The sequence below is a fragment of the Phocaeicola sp. RTP21198st1_B8_RTP21198_201120 genome, assembly GCF_040929485.1.
Classification (GTDB): Bacteria; Bacteroidota; Bacteroidia; order Bacteroidales; family Bacteroidaceae; genus Phocaeicola; species Phocaeicola dorei.
This window is the reverse complement of record NZ_JBCOCI010000024.1, coordinates 20983-33606: the sequence shown is the minus strand read 5'-3', so window position 1 is coordinate 33606 and position 12624 is coordinate 20983. Positions and strand designations below refer to the sequence as shown.

12 protein-coding genes are annotated in these 12624 nt (G+C 44.2%); 2 read left to right on the top strand and 10 right to left on the bottom strand.

The window, feature by feature from the left end:
• Nucleotides 1-6: 6 nt before the first annotated feature.
• From rsxA to AB5935_RS11215, 10 genes are all read right to left on the bottom strand, one after another.
• Complete coding sequence (rsxA, locus tag AB5935_RS11260) at nt 7-609, bottom strand: electron transport complex subunit RsxA (protein WP_005841506.1); 603 nt, start codon at nt 607-609, stop codon at nt 7-9.
• 18 nt (nt 610-627) lie between these two features.
• Nucleotides 628-1212, bottom strand: a complete 585-nt coding sequence (rsxE, locus tag AB5935_RS11255) for an electron transport complex subunit RsxE (RefSeq protein WP_007846519.1) — start codon at nt 1210-1212, stop codon at nt 628-630.
• A 14-nt stretch (nt 1213-1226) separates the two neighbouring features.
• Entirely contained in the window at nt 1227-2018 is a 792-nt protein-coding gene (locus AB5935_RS11250; protein WP_007832556.1) for an RnfABCDGE type electron transport complex subunit G, read from the bottom strand.
• Nucleotides 2015-3004, bottom strand: coding sequence for an RnfABCDGE type electron transport complex subunit D (locus AB5935_RS11245; RefSeq protein ID WP_007832554.1), 990 nt, complete (start codon nt 3002-3004; stop codon nt 2015-2017). The genes AB5935_RS11250 and AB5935_RS11245 overlap by 4 nt, the downstream gene beginning before the upstream one ends.
• A gap of 14 nt (nt 3005-3018) precedes the next feature.
• Complete coding sequence (rsxC, locus tag AB5935_RS11240) at nt 3019-4356, bottom strand: electron transport complex subunit RsxC (protein WP_007832552.1); 1338 nt, start codon at nt 4354-4356, stop codon at nt 3019-3021.
• A 39-nt stretch (nt 4357-4395) separates the two neighbouring features.
• Complete coding sequence (locus AB5935_RS11235; protein ID WP_008671809.1) at nt 4396-5343, bottom strand: Fe-S cluster domain-containing protein; 948 nt, start codon at nt 5341-5343, stop codon at nt 4396-4398.
• Nucleotides 5344-5363: 20 nt separating this feature from the next.
• Nucleotides 5364-5792 (bottom strand): SoxR reducing system RseC family protein, encoded by a 429-nt coding sequence (locus AB5935_RS11230; RefSeq protein ID WP_007832548.1) that lies wholly within the window; start codon nt 5790-5792, stop codon nt 5364-5366.
• A 178-nt stretch (nt 5793-5970) separates the two neighbouring features.
• Nucleotides 5971-7167 carry a threonine ammonia-lyase gene (gene ilvA, locus AB5935_RS11225; protein ID WP_007832546.1) on the bottom strand — a complete coding sequence of 399 codons (1197 nt, stop codon included), beginning with the start codon at nt 7165-7167 and terminating at the stop codon, nt 5971-5973.
• 180 nt (nt 7168-7347) lie between these two features.
• A complete protein-coding gene (locus AB5935_RS11220) occupies nt 7348-8268 on the bottom strand; it encodes a DMT family transporter (RefSeq protein WP_038610259.1) in 921 nt (306 codons plus the stop codon).
• 31 nt (nt 8269-8299) lie between these two features.
• Nucleotides 8300-9490, bottom strand: coding sequence for an MFS transporter (locus tag AB5935_RS11215; RefSeq protein WP_007832534.1), 1191 nt, complete (start codon nt 9488-9490; stop codon nt 8300-8302).
• Between the two features lie 440 nt (nt 9491-9930).
• Here AB5935_RS11215 and AB5935_RS11210 point away from each other — a divergent pair, with 440 nt between their 5' ends.
• Both AB5935_RS11210 and glsA read left to right on the top strand, forming a co-directional pair.
• Nucleotides 9931-11379 (top strand): glutamate decarboxylase, encoded by a 1449-nt coding sequence (locus AB5935_RS11210; RefSeq protein WP_007846513.1) that lies wholly within the window; start codon nt 9931-9933, stop codon nt 11377-11379.
• Nucleotides 11380-11444: 65 nt separating this feature from the next.
• A complete protein-coding gene (glsA, locus tag AB5935_RS11205; protein WP_007832529.1) occupies nt 11445-12407 on the top strand; it encodes a glutaminase A in 963 nt (320 codons plus the stop codon).
• Nucleotides 12408-12624: the final 217 nt, after the last annotated feature.

Sequence of the window (12624 nt, the reverse complement as noted above, 5' to 3'; positions counted from 1 at the left end):
AGTGAACTATTCTATTCCAAACAGAACACCCAAACCTTTGTCTACACCTGAAAATCCCATGAATGCCATTGCCAGCAGACCGGCAGTAACCAATGCGATAGCCATTCCCTGCATTCCTTTAGGTATATTCACCAAACTTAATTGTTCACGGATACCTGCAAACAATACCATAGCCAAAGCAAAACCAAGAGCTGTAGAGAAGGCGTAAACCACGCCAGTCAACAAATCAAAATCTTTCTGAATGACCAAGATAGCTACACCCAAAATACAGCAGTTAGTGGTTATCAACGGAAGGAATACTCCTAATGCCTGATAAAGGGCAGGAGACACTTTCTTCAATATGATTTCCACCATCTGTACCAATGCTGCAATGACAAGGATAAACGCAATGGTCTGCAAATATTCCAACCCGAAAGCATCGAGTACAAATTTCTGGATAAGATAGGTAACAATGGTAGCGATGGTAAGCACGAATGCAACAGCCGCACCCATACCCGTAGCTGTCTCAACTTTTTTGGATACACCGAGGAACGGGCAGATACCCAAGAATTGTGACAACACAATGTTGTTCACAAATATAGCGGTGATAAATATCAATATATATTCCATATTCTTACTTTTTACGGGTTATGCTTTCTTCAGTTTATTCACAATCGCAATAAGGTATCCCAATGCAATGAAGGCTCCCGGTGCGAGAACGAAAATCAACATTCCGTATTGCTCAGGCATGATAGCGATATCAAACAACTTGCCTGTGCCTAGGAACTCACGTACACCACCAAGGATAGTCAATGCAAGAGTAAATCCGAGTCCCATACCCAGTCCGTCGAAGAATGAAGGCACGGGGCCGTTCTTTGCTGCAAAAGCTTCGGCACGTCCCAGCAGAATACAGTTTACTACGATCAATGGGATGAACAAGCCCAAAGTAGCATAAAGTGCCGGCACATATGCCTGCATAATCATCTGCAACAAGGTTACGAATGATGCAATAACCACAACAAAGGCCGGAATGCGCACCATATCAGGTATCAAATTCTTAATGGCCGAAATTACAACATTAGAACAGATTAATACAAAAGCCGTAGCCAATCCCATCCCCATACCATTGATGGCAGAAGATGTTGTTCCTAATGTAGGACACATACCCAAAAGGAGTACAAACGTGGGATTCTCTTTTACAATCCCGTTCATCAATACTTTAAAATTATTCATAGTCTGCTCCTTCCTTATTTTTTATTTTTACAATCTTGCTTGGGACATTCTACTTTTTTGCAGTCTGCCTTATCGCAGTTAGCAGGATCACATTTATCGCTACAAACAGTCTTGCAGGCTGTAGAGTCACAAACCTGCTTACATGCCTCGTTTCCTTCACATTGAGCATCGCAGGCAGTAGCATTTTCGGCAACAGTTTCAGACACTTGCTGAGTTGCACCACTAGCGCCATCCACATTCTGACCACTATATGCTGCATAAGCATTGTTCACAGCTTTTAGAAAAGCACGTGTAGTGATGGTAGAAGCTGTGATAGCATCTATCTGACCACCATCCTTATTTACCACCAATGCTCCCTGTCCCGGATTCATACCGGTAATGTCGCCTTTTGCACCTTTCTTAAACCAATCAGCCGCCTTTGACCCCAAGCCCGGAGTCTCAGCATGGCTCAACAAAGAATAGTCTATGATATTTCCCTCTTTGTCAAAACCTACCAGCACACTCAAAGCGCCACCAAAACCATTGGCAGAAGATTCTACGGCAGCACCAATAAATTCGCCACCCTTGGTTGCCTTATATATTTTATAAGTAGCACCATCCAATTCTATAGTTTCAGGAGCTTCCGCAGGATTGTTATCAAACCCCGGAACTACAACTGCAATAGCGTCACTCAAAGCTTTTGCATTAGCCTCAGCAATAGGACCGGCAGTCAGTTGGTTGACATAAGCCAAAAGTCCGGTTGCAATCACAGTAATCGCCGTCAGTACGATAACCATGTTTTTCAAAGATGATTCTAGTTTTTTCATTTCTTCACTACCTCCCCGAATCTTTTAGGTTTACAATAAGTATTGATTAACGGAGTGAATGCGTTCATAATGAATATAGCGAAAGACATACCTTCGGGATATGCACCGAACAAACGGATAACCACGGTCAGGAAACCGATAGCCACACCGTATATAATCATACCTTTATGAGTCATAGGCGAAGTAACATAGTCGGTTGCCATGAAAATAGCACCCAACATCAAACCACCTGTAAACAAGTGAGCCAACGGAGATGCGTAAGCCACCGGATCAACCAAATGCATCAGACCGGCAAATACAAATACAGTCACCAGAATAGATACAGGAATATGCCAGGAAATAATCTTTTTCCATAGCATATATCCCAGGCCAAGCAATAAAGCCAATGCACTCACCTCACCTAGCGAACCCGGGTTATTACCCAGAAACAGACTTAATGTATCGGGCAACTGACCTAAAGCATTTACATCACCCTTTACAGCCATTTTCATCAATGCCAGCGGAGTAGCACCGGTTTCAGCATCGGTATAACTTCCCCATTGTTGAACCAACGGCCATGAAGTCATCTGCACAGGAAAAGAAATCAGCAAGAAGATACGACCTACCAACGCAGGATTAAAAGGATTACAACCCAATCCGCCGAAAGTCATCTTGCCCACACCGATTGCCACCAACGCACCGATGATAATAATCCAAAGCGGCAAGTTGGAAGGCAGATTGAATGCCAGCAACACACCGGTTATAATAGCCGAACCATCACAGATGGTAGAGCGTTCTCTCTTCAAAATAAACTTGGTAATCGCCCATTCGAAGAATACACAAGCGGCAACCGAGGTCAAGGTCACCACCACGGCGCCCAGTCCGAACATATAAAATGACACCAGCAACGCAGGTATCAACGCAATGAGTACACCATACATATTCTTCTGTATGCTGTCACCGCTATGAACGTGAGGCGATAATGATACTATTAATTTATTAGCCATACTATTTTGTCGAATTATTTTTTAGCATTACGTGCACGGATAATACCGCCTACTGTGCCCTTACCCAAACGGATATAGTCCAGCAAATAACGATGAGACGGACATGTAAACTGACACGAACCGCACTCGATGCACGACATTACATCTTCTTTCTCTACTCTCTCCCAATCCTTATGAGCTGAAAGTGTTGCCAATAAGAAAGGCTCCAGTCCCATGGGACACACGTTAACACACTTGGCACAGCGGATACAGGGCTGAGCTTCCGCACGGGCAGCTTCCTTATCATTCATAATCAGCACACCCGAACTACCTTTACAAATAGGAACTTCTGTATTAACCAGTGCTTTACCCATCATCGGACCACCACCAATCACTTTTCCCGTATCTTCGGGCAAACCGCCAGCCGCATCAATCAGCTGGCTCATCGGAGTCCCCATACGGGTGAGAAAATTAGATGGATTTCTGACAGACTTACCTGTAACGGTTACAATGCGTTCAAACAAAGGTTTGTTTTTCTGAACGGCTTCATAAACGGCAAATGCAGTACCTACATTCTGAACTACCGCACCCACATTGATAGGAATAGCGGGAGGAGCAGGAACCTGGCGACCGATCACAGCATCTATCAATTGTTTCTCACCACCTTGCGGATATTTCACTTGCAAGGGAACCACCTCTATACCGGGATATTGAGCAGCTTTTTCAGTCATCAACTTAATAGCATCCGGTTTATTATTTTCAATACCGATATATCCCTTGGTTACTTTTGCAGCTTTCATCAGAATGCTTACGCCCACCAGTACTTCGTCTGCCTTTTCCAACATCAAACGATGGTCGGCAGTGAGGTAAGGCTCACACTCTACAGCATTGATAATTACACATTCCGCCTTGCAGCCCGGAGGAGGAGAAAGTTTCACATGAGTAGGGAAACAAGCACCGCCCATACCTACTACACCTGCATTTTTCACTTTAGCAACGATTTCTTCGGGTGTGAGAGCACACTCTTTCACCAATGTCGAACTGCGGTCTATTGATTCTTCCCATTCGTCACCATCCACATCGATAAAGATAGCCGGCTTGCGGTAACCGCTTGCATCGATTACGGCGTCTACCTTGTTCACTTTACCGGATACAGACGAGAAGATGGCTGCTGAAACAAAGCCACCCGCCTCAGCAATCTTCGTACCTACCTTCACCACATCGCCTTTTTTCACGATGGCAGTAGCAGGAGCACCGATATGCTGTGACAAAGGAAATACCGCTTGCTTAGGAAGTGCAAGGGTTTCAATGGCTTTGCCTGCTGACAATTTATTTTCTGCTGGATGTACTCCACCAATTCTAAATGTCTTCACTGTTATATCTTTTTAATTTTTACTTACTTTGAATTTTGATTATGCTTCCGCTTTCGGAGCGTCAGCTTTCACCGCTTCCGGAGTTTCCACCTTTGAAGCCTCTACTTTTGCAGCAGGTTTTGCAGCAGCCTCACCAGCCGGCACTTCTACCTTCGGTTTACGTGGCGGGAAATTAATAGCTTGGATAGCCCCTTTCGGACATTCCGATTCACATTTACGGCAAGATTTACACTTAGCCGGATCAATGTATGCCAAATTATTCTCTAACGTAATGGCTTCGAACGGACACACTTTCACACACTTTCCACAACCAATACAACTAGCCTTGCAAGCCTTGTTGGCAACAGCTCCCTTATCCTTGTTCACACACATCACCACTACGCGGCGGTTGTTCTTTCCTTTCGGACGAATTTCAATGATCTTACGCGGACAAGCTTTGCTACAAGCCCCACAAGCTGTACATTTTTCTTCGTCCACTTCCGGAAGGCCGGTTTCAGGATTCATGTGAATAGCATCAAACTGACACGCTTCCACACAATCACCACAACCCAGACAACCGAATGTACAACCCGTCTCACCACCTGAAGTGGCATGAGCGATGGCACACGATTTAGCTCCGTCATACAGAGCAGTACGAGGGCGATTTTCACAACTACCGTTACATCTTACCACCGCAACTTTCGGTTCGGCAGCAACGGCTTCCAATCCCAAAATGGCAGCTACTTTCTCCATTACCGGAGCACCACCAACCGGACATAACTTACCCTCCAGCGAACCGGCATCGGCAGCCTTCACGCAGGCACCAGCAAAACCAGAGCAACCGGGATAACCACATCCACCGCAATTCGCCTGAGGAAGCACTTCGCTCACCTTGGCAATCCGCGGATCTTCATACACAGCAAACTTCTTAGAAGCGGCATACAAGATTACCGCGGCAATCAAGCCAATCGCTCCCAACGAAATTACTGCAACCAGAATTAAATCCATAAATTTTAGTTAGTTATTTATTAATTATTTTTTATTGGTTCAAGCGTAAATGAAAACTTCTTGCTCAACTTATTCCTGCATACATATATGATAAGGTAATACGGGAGCAAGGCTGACAAAGCAACAAGCGCCGACCTTAACTCATCCCCCCCCGTAAAACGCATGGAAATAAATAAAGTAATCAGCAATACCAAGAAAGGGATACCAAAAGCCAGCAATACGGCTTGCATCCCCATGGAAGTGGTACCATAAATCATCACCTCCTCACCTATGCGGTAAGAAGATGCCTTCATGTCAAAAACATCAATCAGTTTCTCTTTACTTTCAGATGCATTGCAATGCCCTTTCACACTACAAGCCGAACAGGCAGAAGTTTGTACGATTCTCACCCGCACATGAGAACCTTCAATGTTTTCCACAATACCACGATGTTTGATTATATCGGTCATTTTTGCAAACTCTACATTACAAAACTGCGGCAAATGTACGATTTTAATTGGATTCTAAGAAGTATAAAATGATATTTTCACTATAAAAATCGATTTTTTGTGTGGAGAAATTAAAATTAGAAACAAGAAAGGGAGGAAAATTTTAAATTCCCCCCTTTCTACTTGTAAAGTATATAATTTATTTCATTATCACATAGCCTGCATCCAAGAGTTTTTGACGAATGGATGCTATATGTTCCTCGTTTCTGGTTTCCATAACGACACGAAGGGCACATCCGGTGACATCTGCACTCTCACTATTTCGCTCATGATGTACAGAAATTACATTTCCTCCCTGCTCTGCGATAATTTTGCTGACTCCCAACAGCTGCCCCGGTTTGTCTATCAAGTCCAAAGTTACTGCATAGGTACGTCCCGACTTTGCCATACCGCGACTGATGACACGGCTCAATATCGTCACATCAATATTACCTCCAGACACCAGGCAAACAGTTTTCTTACCCTTTACCGGTACCTTATTGAACATGGCTGCAGCAACGGACACAGCTCCCGCCCCCTCTGCAACAATCCGCTGGCGTTCTATCAATGCCAGAATAGCTGCGGCAATCTCATCCTCGGTCACAGTTACAATTCCGTCCACATACTGATTAACCAAGTCAAAAGTATTTGTTCCCGGCTCTTTCACCGCGATTCCATCGGCAAAAGTGGAAACAGAGTGAAGACGCTCAATACGCGAATGAAGAATAGAATTTGCCATACTGGCCGCACCCAACGCCTGTACACCATATACCTTGACAGACGGTTTCAAAGCCTTCAACGCATAAGCCACTCCCGAAATCAGTCCGCCCCCACCAATGGGGACAATGACTACCTCCACATCCGGCATTTCCTCCAATAACTCCAAACCGATAGTACCTTGTCCGGCTATCACATTCTCGTCATCAAAGGGATGAACAAAAGTATATCCCTTTTCATCACGTAATTGCAGAGCTTTCTGATAAGCATCATCATAGACTCCCGGAACCAAACAAACTTCCGCCCCATAATGCTTCGTAGCCTCAACTTTAGATATAGGTGCTCCCTCTGGAAGACAAATCAACGACTTGATGCCACACTTAGTGGCAGCCAATGCCACCCCTTGCGCATGATTACCGGCAGAACAGGCTATCACACCTCTCGCCTTTTCTTCATCAGACAATTGGGAAATCTTGTAATAAGCACCACGCACTTTAAACGATCCTGTGAATTGCAGGTTTTCGGGCTTCAGATAAACTGTACTCTCAGGATTTATCTGAGGAGCATAAATCAAATCAGTGCGACGGACAACCTCTTTCAGGACATGAGCCGCCTTGTATATTGCATCTAATTGTAGCATAGGTATAACACTCTTGTTTTTTAATTGGGTGCAAAGCTACAAATAAAATTGATTCCTTACACTCGCTTTCGATGTAAAGTTGCATTCTTTTTTTTCGCTCATTCATTTGCCGGTAAGTTTCTTTACATTACACACCGCGATAATTTTTTTCTTAGGGTCTTATACTTTTTTCCCGGTGTCTTATCTGGATTTCGATATAATCTGTTTTTCACTTTTACTCTCGGCCACCTCTACCAGATAAACACTGGCACAAATAAGAACAATCGCCGCCAACTGCGTCCATGAGAAGCGATCCTGCCCCAAAATAAAAGAGGTCACCGTAGCAACAATCAAAATTAAATATCCATAAATAGCTACCAATGTAGTTTTCAGATATTTCAACCCGAGGGGAAGTAGTAAATAACTAATAGTGGTAGGGAATACCAAAACAAAAAGCAAGACCAACATAGGAGTAGAGAAAAGTGACATTCTCAGTATAGGAGCATCAAAGCCGTAAATTGTATTGACAATAACAGCCATGACAGCCGCCCCTAAAAAGGTATATTTCAACATCGTCATATTTCCCACCCCTTTTAACAGACGATTGCTGAGAACAAGATAGACGGCATAAACCAGCGAACTGACCAAACACATTAAATTACCTAACGGAGCATTAGAGGCAAGATCGTCACTAGGTTGTGTAGAAATGCAAAGAATAGCTCCTCCCAACCCCATTCCAATACCAAGCACTTTCATCCAAGTTACTTTTTCCTTATAAAACAATACAGCAATAATGAATACCCATATAGGCTCCAAACTGACAAAAATGGAACTGGAAACCGGAGTGGTCTTACTGATACCCAGCAGATAAAAAAACATATATCCGTAAATACCTAAAGCCCCTAACATAAAAAGCTGCCATTTCTGACGAATAGTGGAGTTTTCGGGTTTGCAAAATATATCAATAAGCCAAAAAGCGGCGGCCCCAAATACCAATCGGAACGTAACCCCTGTCACAGGAGCTATCCATAAAGGTAAAAGATATTTCAACGCGTTCATATTAAAGCCTCCCAACGCTTTGGAGACAACCATGCTAAGGTTTGCTTCAACTTGTTTATTCATACTTCATGCTGTTATTACGTGGGTATTTTTCTTATAAACTCAACTTTTCTTGCTTCATCACCACAAACATGGCCATCAGCGCCACCATCAAATTGAGCCAGAAAGCAAAAGTCTGCGAGTCAGAATGAAACAAGCTCTGTACTGCATCTACAATAAAAGGACAAAGCAGGATAGCCACATAATTCATAGCCATCACAAAGGCAAGTGCCAATGTCACCTTATGAGGTACGGCCACATCAGAAGTCTTATCATAAATCAACGGCTGGATGATACCGTATGAAAGACCGTTCAGGACACACCCCAAAGCAATCAATATCTCAGAACGGCTGAGCAAAATAATTCCCATCCCACAAGCTATCATCAACAAACAAACCATATAGATGCGACGCCCCAACACTTGCACTATCCTGTTCAGCACAAAGCCCGGCGCCATGATAGCAAGGAAAAACAAGGAAATCAATATTCCTGCCCTGCCACTGGAAAGCCCGTACTCTTCCATCAGAAAAGGAAGGTTGAAACTGATAATGATTACCAGATAAGTAGCCAGACCGTAAAAAGCCATCAGCTTGATTAAGGCCTTGACATTCATTCCCCTCTTGCCCATTTCTTTGGCGGTATCAGACGGAATATCATCAGACGGATGATAACTGGAGAGGTCTTTCTTCAGATAATGAGTAAGAAAAATGGATATAAAAGGAAACAGATAAACCAAAAACGGCAAATGCCAGTTCACTTCCGCCAGATAGCCAGTCAATGTAGTGGCCAGTACCAAGGTGATATTGGTTATGGCAGAACTGTAACCGAACTGTTTCGTACGGTAAGCTCCCACAAAATAACGGGATATCAATCCGGTGGAAAGCGGAACAATCAACCCGGACCCTATCCCCAACATGGCACTGATGGCTATCAGTTGCCACATCTTATTGGAGAGCAGATAAAGGATACCACTCACCCCAAAGATGGTCAGGCCGATTTGCAGCAGCAAGAGGTTGTTCACTTTCTCTGTCAGCTTACCCGACAACAAGATAAAAGGAATAATAAGAAGTGACGGCAACGAGGACAGCATCTGGATTTCCAAGTCTGTAGCAGACGGAAAGATTTTATTCAAATCGCCCAAAATGGGAGAAACCGCCAATCCCGGCAATGCATTTAATGCCGAAATGGAAAATATACCTATTAAAGTAATGAGGGGAATAGTCCCCTGCCCTGTCTGTACTTTCATACTTGTAGTAATTTATTGTATGAGATACACAACAAGGCAAAAGACGTTTGGTTCAAAGCGACATATCGTTTATTCCTTTACTTTCCATTCCAAAATATTATGCCGGGTAGTGTCAAAGTTTACGCCTATGTTAATTTCCTAAACGCAGTTTATCAAAATTCTGAATGCCGATGGGATAACGCTTCTTCATATTTCCTTCTTATTGTTTAATTACATACCCCTAAAATATCGGATACGGGCATCCAATGATTTTATGTATAAACAAAGGTATCTCTTTTTCGTTCATAGTACAATGATTCCCATCGTTTTTTTGTATTCCCCCTACTTACATTAAAAAACATAAAATCAAGGAACTTTTCACCAACCCCTATGTTGAGGGAGAAAAACGCGGGAAACTCCCACGTTCTTCATTGTATTACTAACCTAAACTTTAAGTAAAAATGAAAGATTGTAATTGTGATTTAAGAGACGGTGACGCAAAAACAGCCGTGTTTGGTTCAAACGAAATGCTGCAACCTGCTCCGGTAGACACCATTCCCATGGAACCTACCACTCCGCAGATTGCTTATCAAATGGTTAAAGACGAAACATTCGCCCAAACCCAGCCTCGTCTTAATCTGGCTACTTTCGTTACCACCTATATGGACGATTATGCTACCAAATTGATGAACGAAGCTATCAACATCAACTATATTGATGAAACAGAGTACCCGCGTATCGCCGTGATGAATGCCAAATGTATCAACATCATGGCCAACCTATGGAATTCCCCCGAACAGGCAAAATGGAAATCAGGAGCGTTGGCCATCGGCTCCAGCGAGGCTTGTATGCTGGGTGGTGTAGCTGCCTGGTTGCGCTGGAGAGACAGGCGTAAAGCCCAGGGCAAACCGACCGACAAACCTAACTTCGTCATTTCAAGCGGTTTCCAGGTTGTATGGGAGAAATTCGCCCAACTTTGGCAGATTGAGATGCGCCAAGTACCTCTTACTCTGGACAAGACCACCCTGGACCCCGAAGAAGCCTTAAAGATGTGTGACGAGAACACCATCTGTATTGTTCCTATCCAAGGTGTGACATGGACAGGTCTGAACGATGACGTGGAAGCATTGGACAAAGCGCTGGATGCCTACAACGCCAAGACAGGTTATGAAATTCCTATCCACGTAGATGCCGCAACCGGTGGCTTCATCCTGCCGTTCCTCAGCCCCGAAACGAAATGGGACTTCCGTTTGAAATGGGTTCTTTCCATCAGCACTTCCGGCCACAAGTTCGGACTGGTTTATCCGGGACTGGGATGGGTAGTATGGAAAGACAAGAAATACCTTCCGGATGCCATGTCATTCAGTGTCAATTATCTGGGTGCGAACATCACACAGGTTGGTTTGAACTTCAGCCGCCCCGCCGCACAGATTCTAGGCCAATACTATCAGTTTATCCGTCTGGGATTCCAAGGATACAAAGCCATCCAATACAATTCCATGGAAATCACCAAGTACATTCACAGCGAAATAGCCAAGATGGCTCCGTTCGTAAACTACAGCGACAAAGTGGTAAATCCTTTGTTCATCTGGTACATGAAACCCGAATACGCAAAGAATGCCAAATGGACTCTGTACGATTTACAGGCTAAATTACAACAAAGCGGATGGATGGTTCCTGCCTACACCTTGCCGGAAAACATTCAAAATTATGTGGTTATGCGTGTTGTGGTACGTCAGGGATTCAGCCGTGACATGGCGGATATGTTGTTGAACGACATCAAGAATGCCATCAGCGAGTTCGAGAAACTGGAATATCCCACTCCTACCCGCATCGCCCAAGACAAGAATATCGCTGTAAAAGGTACTGTGTTTACTCACAATGCCCATAGCAACGCCGCTAAAAAATAAGCATAAATAACAATAATGCAACCATCCGCCGTTAAGGTGGATGGTTACTTCAATCAAATTAATTTATGGAAAGAACTATAACTATCCAGCAAATAAAGGATGCTGCACAAGAGGCCTACAATCTGTATAAAGACAATACAGACGGTAAGAACGCCGACTACATTCCTTATCTGGCAAATATTGATCCCAAACTGTTCGGAATCAGTATCTGTCTGATGAACGGAGAAATCATCCAACTGGGTGACTCTCAGTACCGTTTCGGTATCGAGTCCGTTTCCAAGGTGCTGACCGCCATCCTGGTACTCCGCCAATACGGCGCCCCCAAGGTGCTCGAAATGATTGGCGCCGACGCTACCGGACTGCCGTTCAACTCCATCATGGCTATCCTGTTGGAAAACGACCACCCTTCCACCCCACTGGTAAACGCCGGGGCCATCTCGGCAGACAGCATGGTACAACCCCTAGGCAACAGCGACGGCAAGTGGAAAGCCATCGTAGACAATATGACCGAACTATGCGGAAGTGCCCCGCAACTGATTGACGAATTGTACAAATCGGAGTCTGCAACAAATTTCAACAATCGTTCCATCGCCTGGTTATTGAAAAATTATAACCGTATCTACGATGATCCTGATATGTCGCTTGACCTCTACACCCGTCAGTGCTCTATGGGCATCACCGCGGAACAATTGTCCATCTGCGGAGCCACCATCGCCAACGAAGGATTGAACCCGAATACGAACAAACAAGTGTTCGACAAGGCCCTCGCCCCGAAAATCACCTCCATGATAGCTACCGTAGGTTTCTACCAGCACACAGGCGACTGGCTTTATACCTCAGGAATCCCTGCCAAGACCGGCGTAGGAGGCGGTGTGATGGGTGTGATGCCGGGTGTAATGGGTATTTCGGCCTTCGCGCCTCCTTTGGACGATGCCGGCAACTCCGTAAAAGCGCAGCTTGCCATCAAATATATTATGAACAAACTGGGCATGAACGTATTCAACGGGCACCGCATCCACGTGCAATAATATATTCTATTCTGACAGAAAGCCGATATTTCTCTCACCCCGAGAGAAGTACCGGCTTTTTAACTAAAAAAATTTTCCGCTAAATATTTCTCACACTCTTACATTATGCCTATCTTTGCACAGACAAATTCATATATTATGAAGAACAAAGTCATCCGTAAAGAACTGGGCCAATGGATGAACTCATGCAGAGAAACCATTTATGGTCCCCTAGCGG